The sequence below is a fragment of the Hwanghaeella sp. genome, assembly GCF_965227365.1.
Taxonomy (GTDB): domain Bacteria; phylum Pseudomonadota; class Alphaproteobacteria; order UBA8366; family Aestuariispiraceae; genus Hwanghaeella.
Window position 1 is genome coordinate 4,575,388 of sequence record NZ_OZ245754.1, and the last position, 17,247, is coordinate 4,592,634.

A 17,247-nucleotide genomic window follows, 5' to 3' on the forward strand; every position below is an offset into this window, starting at 1 on the left:
CTTGATTGAGCGTTTGAAGTCCCTGCTGTTCGACCGTGAGAAAACCCAGGCAACCGGGCCCAAGGGCCAGGAAGACCTGCATGTCGCCGCCGCGGCGCTGATGCTGGAAGCCGCGCATCTGGATGGGTCGCTGGACCCGGTTGAGAAGGAGCGTATCCAGCATATCGTCAGCAAGCGTTTCGACCTTTCCACGGAAGATACCGCCGCCATCATAGAGAATGCGGAACGGAAGGCGCGCAATTCCAGCGATATCTACGGCTATCTGCGCGTTCTGCTCAGCCATTTCGAGCATGACCAGCAGGTCGAACTGGTGGAAATGCTGTGGGACGTGATCTGCGTCGACGGCGAGATCCACGATCACGAGGCGAACCTTGTCCGCCGCGTCACCGGCATGACCGGGGTCAGCGACCGCGAATCCGGCGCCGCCAAGCGCCGCGCCATGGAACGCCACGGGTTGACCTAGTCACCGCCCGCCCTGATTACGGGGTTTCCGGTTCGCGCACGGTCAGCAGAATACCGGCACCAAGCACGAACATCGCGACGACAACGGCCATGCCGGCGCGTTGGCTGTCGAAGATCGCCGTCCCTAGGCCGTAAAGCGCCGGGCCGAAGATCGCCGCGGCCTTGCCGGTCAGCGAGTAGAGACCGAAATATTCTGCCTCCTTGTCGTCGGGCGCCAGGCGCGCCATCAACGACCGGCTGGCCGCCTGGGTCGGACCGACAAAGATGCCGAGCACCAGGGCGAGGCCGATGAAGATCATGAAGTCATCGACCAGCAGCAGCGGCACGCCGACCAGGATCAAACCTGCCAGCGAGACCAGAACGGTGATCCGCGACCCCATCCCGTCATCCATCCAGGCAAAACCGGCCGCGCCGAGCCCGGCGGTGACGTTGAGGCCGATGGCAAAGATCAGGATCTGTCCGGTATCCATGCCATGCACACCCGCCGCAAAAAGCCCGCCGACCGCAAACAGGGTCGTCAGCCCGTCCCGATAGATCGCGCTGGCGATCAGGAAACGCAGCACCTGCCCTTCCTGTTTCAAGGCGCCCAGGGTCTGCGCCAGCACCTTCAGCCCCTTCGGGACGGCTTTCCGGATGCTCAGACCGGTCGGCGGAAAATCGTTCGAGAACAGGAAAAGCGGCAGGCAGAAGATGACGAACCAGATGCCCGTCAGGGGCCCGACGATGCGGACATGCTGGGCGCTTTCCCGGTCCAGCGCAAAGAGCGGCTGCAGCATGTCGCCCAACCCGACAAAGCCGACCAGGGTGAGGGCGAGCGCCGTCAGACCGCCGAAATACCCGATCCCCCAGCCCCAGCCGGAAACGCGGCCGAGCATGCCGGGCGGGGCGTTCGGCGTCAGCAGGGCATTGTAGAAGACCTGCCCGAGGTCGAGCGAGGCGGCCGACAGGACGACGACGGCGAGCGCGAAAAAGGCAAAAGCCGGGTCCGGTTCGGCGAACCAGAGCAGGCCGGACCCGGCGGCCGTCAAGGCGGTGAACAGGCCGAGCCAGCGTTTCAACCCGCCGGCATGATCGGCGATGGCGCCCAGTACCGGGCTGGCCAGCGCGACGATCACCCCCGAAATGGAGAGCGCGAAGGTCCAATCCCTGGCCCCTTCATTCGCATCGCCATGGATCGCCTGGGCGTAATAGACGGAAAAGATGAACGTCCCGATGATCGTCGGGAAGGCGGAATTTGCCCAATCGTAGAGGCACCACCCGATGGTCGCGCGTTTTGCGATCTTCATTTTCCGTCCCGACACAGAATTGTTTTCGAACCCTGGCAGGATGGGTAGTGTCCTGCGTCAGGAACCTAGCATGATGGCCGATCTGGAGGGAGTATCAAATGCTTGTCACCACTACGGAATCCGTCGAGGGGAAAAAGATCGTCGAATATATGGGGATCTGCAGCGGCGAAGCGATCGTCGGCGCGAATATCTTCAAGGATATGTTCGCTTCGATCCGCGATGTCGTCGGCGGGCGGTCCGGGACCTATGAGAAGATCCTGCACGACGCCAAGAACATGGCGATCACCGAAATGGCCGAGCAGGCCGACAAATGGGGCGCAAACGCCATCGTCGGCGTCGATATCGACTATGAAGTCCTGGGCAAGGAAAACGGCATGCTGATGGTCGTCGCCAACGGCACGGCGGTCAAACTGGGCTAGGGGTGGAATCGGAACCGGCGGGCCAGACCCGCCGGGTTTCCCCTACGGAACCAAACAACGTTGCCGGCGTTACCAGAGGATCTGTTCGGCGGCGGCGATCGGCCCATGGCCCGCCTGCTGCAACAGCACCACCCAGCCTCCGGCCTCAGCGAATTTCTCGACCGGGATTTCCTGATCCAGGGCCTCGCCCATCCATTGCCGGATCAGCAAGGCGTCACGCACGACATTGCGGTTCACCAAAGTCTTGCCCCGGTTTTCGCCGCGCTGGACTTCGGTCCGATGTTCCTTGTCGAAAGTGATGAGGTAGAGGTCGTAGATCCGGCCATGCGGATCGCCGGTCACGCTGACCTTCAGCGCATTGTCCCCGGATTTCGAAACGGTAAGGGACGGCATCGCCGTATCGCGCTTCTCCTCCTGCCGGTCTCGGATCGCCAATTCCACCTTCATCTGGTCGGATCCGACCACATGCTGGGCCCCGTCGATCACCATCTGCGGCGTGTAGACGTAACGGCTGTGCAGTGCGCGCATATATTGCTTCTGACGGTCCGTATAGCTCTTCTTCGCGAAGGGATCCTCCCAGCCGATATAGTCCCAATAGTCGACATGGAATTCGAGGGCGATCACATCCGACCGATCGGCCAGATCGTTCAGAAAGGCCTCCGCCGGCGGGCAGGAACTGCAGCCCTGGCTGGTGAACAGCTCGGCCACCACGACGGGCCGCTCCCCGGCCCGGGCATGGGGCACGAAGGCAGCCGCCGCGAACAGCGCCGCGGCGAACAAGGCAAAGAGAATGAGTGTCAGAGAATATCGCAGTGTCATGAGGCAAAGATAGGGTGTGGACTTGCGCACGGACCAATCACTTCAGGGTGAGAGTGCCGCCTGGACGCTCAAAACAAAAGCCTCTGCCTGGAAAAACAGGTCCTGTGTCAACGGTGGTCCTTATTCCCCTCCGCTTGCCGGTGCGACGCGACGAATTTCTCAATCTCACGCCGGAAATAGGGCTGGCGTTCCATGAAGGCCGCGGTCAGGCCCAACGTATCGATCCGCATCACCTTGCCGTGACCGGGAAACTCGTCCTGGGTGCCGTCCTTGCGCGGCAGCAGAAACTGAAATTCGAACCGCTGCCCCTCGATCAGATCACCGACATAATCGACGATCCGGAAGTGATGCTCGTCCATATCGTCGACCGCGAAGACGTGATGGTCGATGCGGATGAAGGTGTCGACAGGATGGATCCGCCCCAGCCTACGCCGGTTGACGAAGTCAGAACCCTTTCTTTTCAGCCAAGCGAACATTCAACGCCTCCCACCGCACTATAGCACCGCTTTGCATTGGACAAAGAAAAAGGGCGGCCCCGACGGAGCCGCCCGAATACCTTGATTTCTCCCGCAATTACGCCGCTTTCGCGATGTTCCGCAGCACATATTGCAGGATGCCGCCGTTCCGGTAGTACTCGACCTCGTCGAGCGTATCGATTCGGCACAGGACGGTGATCTTCTCGGAAGATCCGTCGACCCGGTTGATCGTGACCGAAACATCCTGGCGCGGGGTGATCTCGCCCGCGATACCGCTGATGTCGAAGGTTTCGGAACCGTCGAGCTTCAGGGTCTGGCGGTTCTGGCCGTCCTTGAACTGCAGCGGCAGGACGCCCATGCCGACCAGATTCGAACGGTGGATGCGTTCGAAGCTCTCGACGATCACCGCCTTCACGCCCAGCAGCACGGTGCCCTTGGCGGCCCAGTCGCGGCTGGACCCGGTGCCGTATTCCTTACCGCCGATGACGACCAGCGGCGTGCCTTCGGCGATGTATTTCATCGCCGCGTCGAAGACCGGCATCTCTTCGCCATCGGGCATATGCTTGGTGAAGCCGCCTTCGACCCCCGGCACCATTTGGTTCTTGATGCGGATATTGGCGAAGGTGCCGCGCATCATGATTTCGTGGTTGCCGCGGCGCGAGCCGTAGGAGTTGAAATCGACCGGACGGACCTGACGTTCCAGCAGATACTGGCCCGCTGGCGTCTCCGGCTTGAACGACCCGGCAGGAGAGATGTGGTCGGTGGTGATCGAGTCGCCCAGGATCAGCAGCGGACGCGCGCCCGAGATATCCTCTATCTCATCCGGCTCCGGCGCCAGCCCCTGGAAGTAAGGCGGGTGTTGGACATAGGTCGAACCCGAATCCCAATCATAGGTCTCGCCGCCCTCGACCTTGATATCCTGCCATTCCGTCGGCCCCAGGAAGACGTTGGAATAGCGCGACCGGTACATTTCCGGCGTCAGCGCCGCCTTGATCAGGTCGTCGATCTCCTTATTCGTCGGCCAGATGTCCTTCAGGAAGACGTCCTTGCCGTCCTTATCCTGCCCGATCGCGTCGTTGACCAGATCGATCTTGGTGTTGCCGGCAATGGCGTAGGCGACGACCAGCGGCGGGGAGGCCAGATAGTTCCCCAGGGTCTGCGGGTTTACGCGGCCCTCGAAGTTGCGGTTGCCGCTGAGCACCGCCGCGGTGACCAACTCGCCCTTGTCGATGGCATCCGAGATCGGGCCCGGCAGCGGGCCGGAATTGCCGATACAGGTGGTGCAGCCGTAGCCGACCAGATCGAAGCCCAGTGCATCCAGATCGTCCTGCACGCCGGCCTTGATCAGATAGTCGGTGACGACCTGGGACCCGGGGGCGAGGGATGTCTTCACCCAGGGTTTTACAGTCAGGCCCTTGGCCCGCGCCTTCTGCGCGACAAGGCCCGCCGCAATCAGCACCGCCGGGTTCGACGTGTTCGTGCAACTGGTGATCGCCGCGATCACGACCGCGCCGTCCTCCAGCTCATAATCCGTGCCTTCGACCGGCACCTTGCGGTCACTATGTCCGCGCTCTTCGAAAACACCGGCAATCGACTTGGTCATTTCCGACAGCGGTACGCGGTCCTGCGGCCGTTTCGGCCCGGCCAGCGAAGGTTCCACCGTGCCGATATCCAGTTCCAGCGTATCGGTGTAGACCGGGTCCGGCTGGCCCTTCTCACGCCACATGCCTTGGGCCTTGGCATAGGCCTCGACCAGTTTGACGCGGTGTTCGTCGCGCCCGGTGAAGCGCAGGTAGTTCAGCGTTTCCTCGTCCACCGGGAAGATGCCGCAGGTCGCGCCGTATTCCGGCGCCATATTAGCGATGGTCGCCTGATCGGCCAGCGTCAGGTGATCCAGGCCGTCGCCGAAGAATTCCACGAATTTTCCGACCACGCCCTTCTTGCGCAACATCTGCGTGACAGTCAGGACCAGGTCGGTCGCCGTTGTGCCTTCCTTCAGCGTGCCGGTCAGCTTGAAGCCGATCACTTCCGGGATCAGCATGGAGACGGGCTGGCCCAGCATGGCCGCTTCCGCCTCGATCCCGCCGACGCCCCATCCCAGCACGCCGAGGCCGTTGACCATGGTTGTGTGGCTGTCGGTGCCGACCAAGGTGTCCGGGTAGGCGATTTCACGGCCACTGCCATTGCCTTCGTCGGAGACCCAGACCGTCTGGGCCAGATACTCGACATTGACCTGGTGACAGATGCCGGTGCCCGGCGGCACGACGCGGAAATTGTTGAAGGCGGATTGACCCCAACGCAGGAAGCTGTAGCGCTCTCCATTGCGTTCGAATTCCAGATCCATGTTCTTCTTGAAACTGTCGGGGCCGCCGAAGAAATCGACCATGACCGAGTGGTCGATGACGAGGTCGACGGGGCTCAACGGGTTGATCTTCTGCGGGTCGCCACCCATGGCGACCATGGCTGCGCGCATCGCCGCCAGGTCGACGACTGCGGGAACGCCGGTGAAATCCTGCATCAGCACGCGGGCCGGGCGATAGGCGATTTCACGGTCGGACCGCTTGTCCTTCAGCCATTGGGCAATCGCCTTCACGTCGTCGGTATTGACGGAACGGCCGTCCTCAAACCGCAGCAGGTTCTCCAGCAACACCTTCATGGAATAGGGCAGGCGGCTGACATCGCCGAGCGTTTCCTGCGCCGCATCGATCGAGAAATAGTCGTATTCCCTCCCGTCGACGGTCAGCACACGCCGCGTTTTCAATGTGTCATGGCCGGTCATGGTCATTTTGAATGCACTCCTTCGTTTTGCCGCTCGGTTCCGGGCGCCTGCGCGCCGGGCCGGGGCTGATTGGCCCTTTGGATTCACGGTCCCGTCCGTCGTCGCGCTTCTAGGTTACAAACGCGCCGGAGGACCGACCGGTGGCATCCCCATGGAAGGGAGAGCCTGTGTCCTGGCGCAAAAACACCGCGGACGCGCGCGAGCGGTCAGACACTATCCAAAGAACTCATTGCAAATTTACGTATCGCCACCGCCGGTCCGGAGTGCCGGATTGCGCCGCCGAAAGAATGCGGCCCCGCGTTGGTTCCTCGATACGCCCCGTCGCGCGTCTTACATGTAGCGCCGCCAGGTTCAATTGGGTAGGGGTGGCAGGCGAATTTCACTATATCCCGCACGGGTTGGCGGGCATTAGGCGCGACCGGGATCAGACCTGCGGGTCGATCCATTTTTCCCAGGCTTCCCAGCTTTCCGGTGGATAGTAGCGGTGGGGGCCCTGGGTTTGGACGGCATTGATCCGTTCTGCCGCGCCCAGGCGGGCATAGAAGGCCCGCGCCGCCTCAACCATCGTTTCGACCCCGGAATAAGGGAAGATATGGTCCCCGCTGCCGCTCAAACCCACGAAGGGGCGCGGGGCAATCAGAGCAGCGACATCTTCCGCCTCCAGCCAGTTCAGCAGGCCGGGGATGATCAATTCGCCGCCTTCCGTACGGCGGCCGCCCACCGTGTCGCGGAAACGACCGATGGAGCCGGAACAGAGAACGCCGGTTATGCGTTCATCCAGCGCGGTGGCGAAAAATGCGTTCGAGCCGCCGGAGGAATGACCGAACAGGTTGATCCGCGCCGGATCGATGGCGGCGGGCAGGTTGTCCGCGGCGAGCAGCCAGTCGATCGCGGCGGAGACGTCCCAGCATTTCTCGCCCATCAGGGTGCGGCCGAGCAGCAGGGCATGGCCCGCCGCATCGGTCAGGCGGTGGGGCGAGCGGGGTTTCAATTCCCGTTCCTCCCGCTCCCCGAAGCCCAACTGTTCGATCGCGACGGCGAGATAGCCCTTGCGAGCCGCCTGCAGCGCCATATCCGCGCCGAGGCCGAGCCGCTGGTGATCGATGGGCAGTTTGGCCTCCCCCCAGGCGACATGAGCACCGGATGTCGAACCGGCGAGGTGAAGGTAAACCGGCGCCGGCCCCTGGATCCCCTCCTGCCACAGAAGATGCACGGCGATATCGGTTTCCGGACGGACACGCAGGTAGAAGGCGCGTCGCCGTATGCCCGGTCCGACTTCCGCCCAGTCCATCGCGCGCGTTACCGTCACCGCCGGTCGGGTGAAGGGCCAGCCCATCAGTTCGGCGAGTTTCTGCCGCGCCTCACGCTGCCAGGCGCGCTGGTCCATATCCGGATGGCGTGCGAAGGCAAGGCGTTGTTCCGCGCGCTCTATATCGTTCAGATGACCGGGATAGGGCGACAGGACCGTGCCGGAGGGCAGCGGCAGATAAGGATCCGGTTCCTGTCCGCGCAGCCGTTTCAGCTTGCGCTTTGCCGCTTCCAGATAGACGCGGGGGGAGTTCCCGACCGCCATGAATTCACGTGACCGCGGCGCGCTGTTTGAACGCATCCACGTCCCAGGCGCCGGTTTCCAGGACGTCACGAAGGATCGCGACCGCGTCCCAAACATCCGTGTAGGAGATATAAAGAGGCGCGAAGCCGAACCGCATGATGTCCGGGTCGCGGAAATCGCCGATCACCTTGCGCTGGATCAGCGCCTGCATGATCGGATAACCATTACGGCTACGGAACGACACTTGACTGCCGCGTCTTTCGTCCTCCCGCGGGGTTGCCAGTTCCAGTCCGTGCCCGGCGCATTCCTGTTCGACCAATGTGATAAAGACACCGGTTAACTGCCTGCTTTTCTGCAGCAGATCCTGCATCGGGACTTCGTTGAAAAGGCTCAAAGCCTCGTCCAGCGCGGACATGGAGAGCACCGGCGGGGTGCCCACCGTATGCCGGGCAATGCCGTTGGCCGGCGCATAGCTGTTGGTGAAGGCAAAGGGGCTGGCATGGCCGAGCCAACCGCTGAGCGCGGGCTGGATCTCCGCCTGATGCCGGTCGGCGACGAACAGGAAGGCCGGCGCGCCCGGTCCGCCATTCAGGTATTTGTAGCCGCAGCCGACCGCGAAATCGGCCTTCGCCCCGTTTAGGTCGACAGGAAAGGCGCCGGCACTATGGGCAAGATCCCACAACATCAGCGCGCCCGCATCCTGCACCTGTTTCGTGACCGCCGTCATGTCGAGCTTGCGGCCGGTGCGGTAGTCGACCTGGGTGACCATGACCACGGCGACATCCTCGTCCAGGTGGTCGGCCAGGTCTTCCGCCTTGTCCATCAGGCGCAGGCTGTATTCCCCGCCGAGCAGGGAAACGAGTCCTTCGGCGATATAAAGGTCGGTCGGAAAGTTGCCCGCTTCCGACAGGATCACCCTGCGGTCGGGCCGCATCTTCAAAGCCGCAGATAACAATTTGAAAAGATTGATGGATGTGGAATCCGCGGCAAGCACCTCGTGGCCCTGGGCGCCGATCATCGGGGCCAGCTTGCCGCCGATGCGCCCGGCCAGTTCCATCCAGTGATTCTTGTTCCAGCTGGTGATGAGGTCCTGGCCCCATTCCCTTGAAACCACGTCGGAAACCCGGTCCCGAACCGTATTCAACAACGGGCCGAGGGAATTGCCGTCGAGATAGATCAGGCCGTCCGGAATATCGAAACGATTCCGGAACGGTTTCAACGGATCAGCGGCGTCGCGCGCCGCCAGGTCTTCGCGCGTGATGGAGGACATTCTGGATAAACCTTTGAAAAACGGAAATAATGACTAGTTGACGAGATTGCGTAGTTCGCGCCCCACCACGGCCAACATGGCAAGGTCCAACTGCGGTAATTGTTCCAGTTCGCCGAGCAGCATGTCCACCCTTTCGACCGCTTCCTGTCGCGTGCCGGTCCAGGCCTGTACCGCGGCCTCGTCCGCCTTGCCGTCGCTGAGGACGCGGGCGGTGATTTCCGACTGCAGCCCCCAGAGGTCATCGATCATCGCGCCGAGCGCCAGCCGGTACCACTGGGTATCGGCCGGAATGCGGTTGGCGGCGGAGCGCAGCCAATCGAGCCCGAAGCGGGTGCCGATCCGGGAATAGACGATGGCCGTGTCCAGCACCGGCAGGTTCGGCGGCCCGGCAAGGCGCACCACGTCGCAGGCGGAAGAGAGAACCTTCAACTGCCCGACCGCGGCGGCGAGGTCGTCCGGCACGCCGTCCGACTTGAAGCGCCCGGCCCGTTCCCGCATGGCGGCAAGGGCGACATCGCCCAGAATGACGGGCAGGTTGGAGCCAAGCTCCCGCACGCCGGTCTTGTAGGTTTCGATATTGCTGCGGATATCCAGCGGATGCGCCTCGTTGCGCAGGAACCACTCGGTCATGCGCTCCACCGTGCGGCTGGTTTCGTGCAACATGGCGGTCTGCGCCGCGCTGCTGGCGATATTGTCCAGCGCCTCGATCCGCTGCCACAGGCTGCGCAGGTCGAAGACATCCCGCACAATGGTATAGGCCCGCGCGATTTCCGGCGCCGACATGCCGGTCCTTTGTTTCAATTCCGTAATGAAACCTGGCCCGGTGCGGTTCAGCATGGAATTCGTCACCGATGTGGCGATGATTTCCCGACGCAGGCGGTGGTTCTGCACGTTTTCCGCATGGCGCTCGTTCAGGACCGGCGGGAAATAGCGCACCAGATCCTCGGACAGCACGGAATCGTCAGGCAGATCGGATTCCAGCAGCTCCTGATAGGTTACGTTCTTGGTATAGGCCAACAGGACGGAGAGTTCCGGCCGGGTCAGCCCCTTGCGGGCCTGCAATCGGTCGGCGATTTCCTCGTCATCCGGCAGGAATTCCAACGCCCGGTCCAGATGGCCCGCGCGTTCCAGCGACCGCATGGTCCTCTGATGCCGGTCCAGCGATTGCGGCGCCCGGCTTTCGATCACGCTGATCGACTGGGTCTGCTGATAGTTGTCGCGCAGGACCAGCCGCGCCACATCGTCGGTCATCGCCTCCAACAGCGTATTGCGCTGTTTTTCGGTCATGTCGCCGCGGGCCACCACATCGCCCAGCAGGATCTTGATATTGACCTCATGATCGGAACAGTCGACGCCGGCAGAATTGTCGATCGCATCCGTGTTACAGCGGCCGCCGTTCTGGGCGAATTCGATGCGGCCGCGCTGGGTGATGCCCAGATTGGCGCCCTCGCCCATGACCTTGCAGTTCAAATCCTCCGCATTGACGCGGATCGCGTCATTGGCGCGGTCGCCTGCATCGGCATTGGATTCATGATGTGACTTCACATAGGTGCCGATGCCGCCGAACCACAGCAGGTCGACCTGCGCCTTCAACAGCGCGTTGATCAGCTTGGTGGGCGGAACGGCGTCTTCCGTCAGCCCCGTCAGTTGCTTGATTTCCGGGGTCAGGTCGATCGACTTCACGGAGCGTTCGAAAATGCCGCCGCCCTTCGAAATCAGCGACTTGTCGTAATCGCCCCATCCCTTCACCGCGTCGAACAGGCGCTTGCGTTCCTGGAAGGTTTTCGCCGCGTTCGGGTTCGGGTCGATGAAGATGTGCAGATGATTGAAGGCGGCGACGAGGCGGATATGTTCCGACAGCAGCATGCCGTTGCCGAAGACGTCGCCCCCCATATCGCCGACGCCGATGACGGTGAAGTCCTGGGTCTGCGTATCGTGGCCCATTTCCCGGAAATGGCGCTTAACCGATTCCCAGGCGCCCCGGGCGGTGATGCCCATCTTCTTGTGGTCGTACCCCGCCGAACCACCCGACGCGAAGGCGTCGCCAAGCCAGAAGCCGTAATCCTGACTGACCTGGTTGGCGAAATCGGAGAAGGTCGCCGTGCCCTTGTCCGCCGCGACCACCAGATAGGGATCGTGCGGATCCTTGGCGACCACGCGGTCCGGTTCGATCACCCCATCCGACGAAAGATTGTCGGTGATGTCCAACATGCCGGAAATGAACAGCCGGTAGCAGGCGATGCCTTCTTCCAGATAGGCCTTTCGGTCGCTCATTGGCGGCGCTTTCTTCAGTACGAAGCCGCCCTTCGACCCGACCGGCACGATGACCGCGTTCTTCACCTGCTGCGCCTTCACCAGGCCCAGCACCTCGGTGCGGAAATCCTCCCGCCGGTCGGACCAGCGCAAGCCCCCGCGCGCGACCAGGCCAAAGCGCAGATGCACTGCCTCGAACCGCGAGGAATAGACGAAGATCTCCCGCAAGGGCGCCGGGGCCGGCAGTTCCTGAATATTCCGGGCATCGAACTTCAGCGAGACATAACTCTTCGGTTCGCCATCTGCGCCCATTTGATAGAAATTGGTTCGCAGCGTCGATTGGATCAGGTTCAGGAAGCGGCGTACGATGCGGTCCTCATCCAGGTTCTCCACCTTGTCAAGCCGTTCCTTGATATCCGCGATACAGGCCTTTTCCTGAACATCCCGCTCCCCGGCATGGTCGGGATCGAAGCGGATGTTGAACAATTCGGCCAGGCGACGCGTGATGCCGGCATTCCGGGCCAGCGTCTGTTCCATATAGTCCTGGCTGAACGGTATGGAGGCTTGGCGTAGATATTTCGAATAGGCGCGCAGCACCACGACGTCGCGCCAGGACAGTCCGGCGGAAAGAACCAGGCGGTTGAATCCGTCATTTTCCACCTCGCCGCGCCAGACACGGACGAAGCTTTCATGGAAGGCTTCGCGGATCGCGGTGTGATCGACCGCTTCTCCGTCAGACGTTTCGAGACCGAAATCATGTATGAAGACATGGGGCGCCTCGCCCTCGTCGACGGTGACTCCCAGGTCGAACGGGGCCTCCTCCATCACCTTTACGCCCATATTCTCCATCATCGGCATGACGGTGGAGAGAACCACCGGCCGCCCGACATGATAAAGTTTGAAGCGAAGCTGATGCGGGTCCGATTCCAGCGGGTGATACAGGTTCACCCGGATCTCACCGCCATCCAGCGCTTCCTCGATCTGGTTGATGTCGAAAACGGCGGATTGCGCGTTGAAGCGTTCACGATAGGCCGACGGGAAGCCGGTGCCGTATTTCCGGTACAGCGTCAGGCCGCGTTCCTCGCCCCAGCTTTCGATCAGGGCCTGGCGCAGCTTGTCACCCCAGGTCCGGCCCGCGTCGATCAAGCGGGCCTCGATCTCCTTCTCGTCGAAATCGGGGATGTCGCCCGGATTCGTTCTGATGATGAAATGAACCCGGGTCAGGACCTCGTCGGTCATGAAGGTGTAATGGGCGGCGACGGACCCGTTGAGGTTCTTGGACAGAATCTCTCCCAGCCTTTCGCGCAGACTGGACGAGAACCGGTCGCGCGGCACGTAAACCAGGGCCGACATGTAGCGCTGGAACGGATCGCGGCGCAGGAACAGGGAGATTCGTTGCCTTTCCTGCAGATAATTGATGCCCAGCGTGATCTCGGCCAGCCGTTCCACGTCGATCTGGAACAGCTCATCCCGCGGGTAGCTTTCCAGGATATGCATGATCGCCTTGCCGCTATGGCTGGACGGTTCAAACCCGGCAAGCTTGAAGACCTCGTCCACCTTGGACCGCAGCAGGGGAATTTCCCGCGGCGACTGGTTGTAGGCGACGCTGGTCAGCAGACCGACGAACAGATATTCGCCGACGGGCTTGCCCTTGGCGTCGAATTTCCGAATCGCGATCGTGTCCAGATGGACGCGGCGGTGGACCGTGGAGCGGTGGTTGCCCTTGGTGATGCGGATCAGATCCGGGCGATACAGTTCCTCCTGTACGGTTTTCGGCATCTTGCCCAGTTCCCGCAACGCATCGAAGACCGAGCGTTCCGTGTCGCGCAGAATGCCGAGGCCGCTTTCCGGCAGCACTTCCAGCCGCGCGGACTTGCCGGACCCGGCATAGTCCACTTCGCGGAACCCCATGAAGGTGTAGTGGTCGTCATGGACCCATTGCAGGAATTCGCAGGCCTCCTTCACGACCGATTTATCGAGATGTTTCGGCGGCTCCTTTTTCAGGTCCGCGATGATCTCCAGCGTCTTTGCCCGCATCGTGCGCCAGTCTTGGACACAAAGCCGCACATCGTCGAGGACGGCGCGGATACCCTCCTCGATCGCCTTCAGCGCGGTGGCGGAGCTTTGCTCGTCCACCTCGATATGCATGAAGCTTTCGTCATTCAGTCCTTCCGGCCGTTTGTCATGCAGCGGAAAGTCGATCGCCTTGCCCTTGTCGTCGCGGTCGACGCCGAAAACCGGATGGATGATGAGGTGCGCGGTGATGTTCTGACGCGCCATTTCGATCCCGACCGAATCGACCAGGAAGGGCATGTCGTCGTTGATGATCTCGATGACCGTATGCGTCGAATGCCAGCCGTGCTTTTCGAAACGCGGATTGTAGACCCGGACCTTCACTTCGCCCGCGGCGCGTTCCTGTCCGAAAGTCCAGAGGGAGAGCGCCGCCCCGTACAGATCTTCCGGCTCCTGGCCGTGCATGTCCTCGGGCGGCACATGCCGGTAATAATGATCGACGAAGTTGCGCGCGCAGGTGGCTTTGTCCCCGGACATGCGGTGATCGATCAGTTGGTGGATCTTCTCAAGCAGTTCCTGTTTGAGAGCTTCCATCCGCTGCGACATGGGTTTTCTCCCTACCCGTTTGGCCCCGTCCCATTATTGGTGCCCGATTTGAAACGCCCGAGCGGCGCGACGGGGCCGGAAGCGTGAATTCTTCCAATATTGACCGTAGACTAGCCGTAATCAGGTAAAGCACAAAGTACTCCCTAACATTCGGGCGATGTCGATTTTCTGACACCCGGCGGGAAACACCGGTGCGGGAAGGGAATCAGGATTCCGTCGGATCGGCGATGTATCGCAGATAGGGGGTGACCGCGCGCCAGCCGTTCGGATAACGGCGCTTCGCCTCGTCTTCGGTCAGGGAATGGGGAATGATGACGTCATCGCCCCGACGCCAATCCACGGGCGTGGCGACGTCATGCTTCTCACTCAGTTGCAGGGCATCCAGAACCCGCAGGGTCTCGTCGAAATTCCGACCCGTATTCATCGGATAGGTCTGCATCATGCGAATGCGTTTGTCCGGCCCGATGACGAAGACCGACCGGACGGTAGCGTTGTTCGTTTCCGTCCGTTCCTTCGACGTCGCCCCGGCATCGGCCGGCAGCATGCCCAGCGATTTGGCAAGTCGCAGATCCTGATCCGCGATAAGGGGGTAGGGAAGCGGGACGCCTGCAACTTTCTCGATATCGGGTTTCCAGCGCAGGTGGTCCGCGACCGTATCGACACTGAGCCCGATGATTTTGCAATTCCGGGCCGTGAACTCGGGAAACAGTTGGGCGAGACGGCCGAGCTCGGTCGTGCAGACCGGGGTGAAATCCTTGGGATGGGAGAACAGCACGATCCAGCCGTTCCCGGCCCAGTCGTAGAAATCGATCGGCCCATCCGTCGTCTCCGCCTTGAAGTCAGGCACGATGTCATTGATGCGCACTGTCATGACCGCTCCCTTCCCCTGAGAGGCGCAAGATCATGCAAGTCCGCGCCATTGGCGCTTACTATAAGGGCGCTGTTTTATCTGTGCTAATTAGGATATTCCGAAGGACATTTTGTCACACAACTGGCGATATCTTGCGGTCAGACGGGATCAAGAACACCGTCAAGGCGGCGACCGCAACCATCCCGGAAGACGCCAGCAGACATGCCTCCAGCCCGGCCAGTTGATAGATCAGCCCGGACAGCAGGGTCCCCGCGAACCGGCCGATCGCATTGGCCATGTAATAGAAACCCACATTCAAGGCCACCTTGTCGTGGTCGGAAAAGGCGACGATCAGATAGGAGTGCAGGGAGGAGTTCACCGCGAAGACCGCGCCGAAAGCGAAGAGCCCCGCGACGAGCACGACGGGGCCGGGCAGGTCCTGCTGTCCCAGCCCCCAGACGATGGCGGCGGGCAGCAGCGCCAACACCAACCCCCACCACCTGGCGGCGACGGTAGCGCCGGCAGGACCGCCGGCGCGGCCTGAAAATCGGGGCGCGGCGGCCTGGACGATGCCGTAACCGACGACCCAGGCGGCCATGAAGGTGCCGACTTCGTCAAAGGACCAGCCCAATTGCTCATAGAGGAAGATCGGCACGCCGACGACGAACCAGACATCGCGGCTGGCGAACAGGAAAATCCGGGCAAGAGACAGCAAATTGATGGCCTTGGTTTTCGCGAAAAGATCGCGCTTGGCGATCGCCGCTTTCGCCTTGCCGAGATCGGCACGCACAAAACCGAGCGCGGCGGCCAGAACAACGGCGAGGCAGCCAGCCATCAGCCACAGGGACGGTTGGAAGCCCAGGCCTTCCAAAAGAAACCCGCCCAGGAAGAAGCCCACGCCCTTCAGCGCGTTCTTCGACCCGGTCAGCAGCGCGACCCAATGGAACAACAGTGAGTGCCCGCCGCCTTCATCCTGCTTGACCACGAGTTTCACGGCGCTCTTGGAACTCATTTTGGTGAGGTCCTTGGCGATACCGCTCAAGGCCTGCGCACCCATGACATAGGCGACGGAAAGCGGCAGGGCCCAGGCGGGGTTCACCAGCGACAGCATGACCAGGGCCGCGACCTGGATCGCCAGCCCGGCATACAGTGTGATGCGCAAGCCGTAACGCGCGCCGATCCAGCCGCCCAGGAAATTGGTAATGATGCCCATCGCCTCGTAGAGCAGGAACAGGAAGGCGAGGTCGATCGGCGAGAAACCCAGCCGGTGGAAATGCAGCAGAACCAGCATGCGCAACGCGCCGTCGGTCAGGGTGAAACCCCAATAGGCGGCCGTCACGGCGGCGTAGTTGCGGGTGTCGGACATTCGGGTTCCGTTTCGTCAGCGCCGAAGGATCAACCGCGCCCGAGGGAGACCATGGGGGAGACCGTGGCGGCGACCATGGCGGCGATATCGATCATTCTGTTCACATAGCCCCACTCGTTGTCGTACCAGGCGAAAACCTTCAACTGCCTGCCGTCGACAACCATGGTCGCGGGCCCGTCCACGATACTGGATCTGGGGTCGTTCAAATAGTCGGCGGATACGAGGGGGCGATGCTCGAAACCCAGGATCCCGGCAAGCGGTCCTTCCGCGGCGGCCTTGAACAGCGCGTTCACTTCTTCGGCGGTGGTGTCCCGCGCGAGCTCGAAGACACAATCGGTCAAGCTTGCGTTCAGCAAGGGCACGCGCACCGCGTGGCCGTTCAGTTTGCCGGCCAGTTCCGGATAGATCTGCGTGATCGCGGTGGCCGAACCGGTCGTTGTCGGGATCAGGGAATTCAGGCCCGAGCGCGCCCGGCGCAGATCCTTATGCGGGGCATCGACCATGACCTGCGTGTTCGTCACGTCGTGAATGGTGGTGATCGAGCCGTGTTCGATACCCAGGGCCTCGTGCACGACCTTCACCACCGGCGCCAGGCAGTTCGTTGTGCAGGAGGCGGCCGTCAGGATGCGGTGCTTCGACGGGTCGTACAGGTCGTGATTGACCCCGTAGACGAGGTTCAATGCACCGTCCGTCTTCACCGGGGCGGCGACGATGACGGTGCCGACGCCGGCATCGAGATAGGGCCGCAGCAGTTCCGTCGTCCGGAACTTGCCGGAGCATTCCAGCACAAGGTCCACCCCGGTCCAGTCGACATCACCCGGTGCCGATGCCTCGGAAAAGGAAATCCGCCGACCGTCGACGACCAGCCCGCCTTCGGCCGTCTCCGACGCATGGTTCCAGCGGCCATGGACGGTGTCGAATTCCAGCAGATGCGCGGCGCAGTCAGGGCCGCCCTTCGGTTCGTTGACATGGACGAATTGAATGTCATCGCGGCCCCAACCGGCCCGCATCGCCAGCCGGCCCATACGGCCGAAACCATTGATCCCAACACGCAACGGCATGTCACATTCCCTCCAGGACAGGATCGTCCCATGAG

The 17,247-nt window shown here is 62.0% G+C and carries 12 protein-coding genes; 2 read left to right on the forward strand and 10 right to left on the reverse strand.

The window, feature by feature from the left end; all coding sequences use genetic code 11:
- Position 1 precedes the first annotated feature (1 nt).
- Positions 2-463, forward strand: coding sequence for a TerB family tellurite resistance protein (locus ACQK2G_RS20910; protein ID WP_425406973.1), 462 nt, complete (start codon positions 2-4; stop codon positions 461-463).
- 16 nt (positions 464-479) lie between these two features.
- Here the strand turns inward: ACQK2G_RS20910 and ACQK2G_RS20915 are convergent, their stop codons facing one another.
- A complete protein-coding gene (locus ACQK2G_RS20915) occupies positions 480-1,748 on the reverse strand; it encodes an MFS transporter (RefSeq protein ID WP_425406974.1) in 1,269 nt (422 codons plus the stop codon).
- A 98-nt stretch (positions 1,749-1,846) separates the two neighbouring features.
- Here ACQK2G_RS20915 and ACQK2G_RS20920 point away from each other — a divergent pair, with 98 nt between their 5' ends.
- A complete protein-coding gene (locus ACQK2G_RS20920) occupies positions 1,847-2,167 on the forward strand; it encodes a heavy metal-binding domain-containing protein (RefSeq protein WP_425406975.1) in 321 nt (106 codons plus the stop codon).
- A gap of 69 nt (positions 2,168-2,236) precedes the next feature.
- On the opposite strand, the gene ACQK2G_RS20925 is transcribed toward ACQK2G_RS20920, so the two are convergent.
- The 9 genes from ACQK2G_RS20925 to ACQK2G_RS20965 form a co-directional block, all read right to left on the reverse strand.
- A complete protein-coding gene (locus tag ACQK2G_RS20925) occupies positions 2,237-3,016 on the reverse strand; it encodes a DUF1223 domain-containing protein (protein WP_425406976.1) in 780 nt (259 codons plus the stop codon).
- Positions 3,017-3,093: 77 nt separating this feature from the next.
- Positions 3,094-3,462: a hypothetical protein gene (locus ACQK2G_RS20930; RefSeq protein ID WP_425406977.1), complete on the reverse strand. Its 369-nt coding sequence runs from the start codon at positions 3,460-3,462 to the stop codon at positions 3,094-3,096.
- A gap of 97 nt (positions 3,463-3,559) precedes the next feature.
- Positions 3,560-6,247, reverse strand: a complete 2,688-nt coding sequence (acnA, locus tag ACQK2G_RS20935) for an aconitate hydratase AcnA (protein ID WP_425406978.1) — start codon at positions 6,245-6,247, stop codon at positions 3,560-3,562.
- Between the two features lie 418 nt (positions 6,248-6,665).
- Entirely contained in the window at positions 6,666-7,850 is a 1,185-nt protein-coding gene (locus ACQK2G_RS20940) for an alpha/beta hydrolase family protein (RefSeq protein ID WP_425406979.1), read from the reverse strand.
- Positions 7,819-9,063, reverse strand: a complete 1,245-nt coding sequence (kynU, locus tag ACQK2G_RS20945) for a kynureninase (RefSeq protein ID WP_425406980.1) — start codon at positions 9,061-9,063, stop codon at positions 7,819-7,821. The genes ACQK2G_RS20940 and kynU overlap by 32 nt, the downstream gene beginning before the upstream one ends.
- Positions 9,064-9,096: 33 nt before the next feature.
- Positions 9,097-13,935 carry an NAD-glutamate dehydrogenase gene (locus tag ACQK2G_RS20950; protein ID WP_425406981.1) on the reverse strand — a complete coding sequence of 1,613 codons (4,839 nt, stop codon included), beginning with the start codon at positions 13,933-13,935 and terminating at the stop codon, positions 9,097-9,099.
- 205 nt (positions 13,936-14,140) lie between these two features.
- Positions 14,141-14,806, reverse strand: a complete 666-nt coding sequence (locus ACQK2G_RS20955) for a peroxiredoxin (protein WP_425406982.1) — start codon at positions 14,804-14,806, stop codon at positions 14,141-14,143.
- Positions 14,807-14,918: 112 nt separating this feature from the next.
- Positions 14,919-16,151, reverse strand: a complete 1,233-nt coding sequence (arsJ, locus tag ACQK2G_RS20960) for an organoarsenical effux MFS transporter ArsJ (RefSeq protein ID WP_425406983.1) — start codon at positions 16,149-16,151, stop codon at positions 14,919-14,921.
- Positions 16,152-16,180: 29 nt separating this feature from the next.
- A complete protein-coding gene (locus tag ACQK2G_RS20965) occupies positions 16,181-17,212 on the reverse strand; it encodes an ArsJ-associated glyceraldehyde-3-phosphate dehydrogenase (RefSeq protein ID WP_425406984.1) in 1,032 nt (343 codons plus the stop codon).
- Positions 17,213-17,247: the final 35 nt, after the last annotated feature.

Coding starts and splice junctions, on each gene's coding strand:
- acnA (WP_425406978.1), bottom strand. CDS start 6,247: ATGACCATGACCGGCCATGACACATTGAAAACGCGGCGTGTGCTGACC.
- ACQK2G_RS20950 (WP_425406981.1), bottom strand. CDS start 13,935: ATGTCGCAGCGGATGGAAGCTCTCAAACAGGAACTGCTTGAGAAGATC.
- ACQK2G_RS20940 (WP_425406979.1), bottom strand. CDS start 7,850: ATGCGTTCAAACAGCGCGCCGCGGTCACGTGAATTCATGGCGGTCGGG.
- arsJ (WP_425406983.1), bottom strand. CDS start 16,151: ATGTCCGACACCCGCAACTACGCCGCCGTGACGGCCGCCTATTGGGGT.
- ACQK2G_RS20930 (WP_425406977.1), bottom strand. CDS start 3,462: ATGTTCGCTTGGCTGAAAAGAAAGGGTTCTGACTTCGTCAACCGGCGT.
- kynU (WP_425406980.1), bottom strand. CDS start 9,063: ATGTCCTCCATCACGCGCGAAGACCTGGCGGCGCGCGACGCCGCTGAT.
- ACQK2G_RS20920 (WP_425406975.1), top strand. CDS start 1,847: ATGCTTGTCACCACTACGGAATCCGTCGAGGGGAAAAAGATCGTCGAA.
- ACQK2G_RS20965 (WP_425406984.1), bottom strand. CDS start 17,212: ATGCCGTTGCGTGTTGGGATCAATGGTTTCGGCCGTATGGGCCGGCTG.
- ACQK2G_RS20955 (WP_425406982.1), bottom strand. CDS start 14,806: ATGACAGTGCGCATCAATGACATCGTGCCTGACTTCAAGGCGGAGACG.
- ACQK2G_RS20915 (WP_425406974.1), bottom strand. CDS start 1,748: ATGAAGATCGCAAAACGCGCGACCATCGGGTGGTGCCTCTACGATTGG.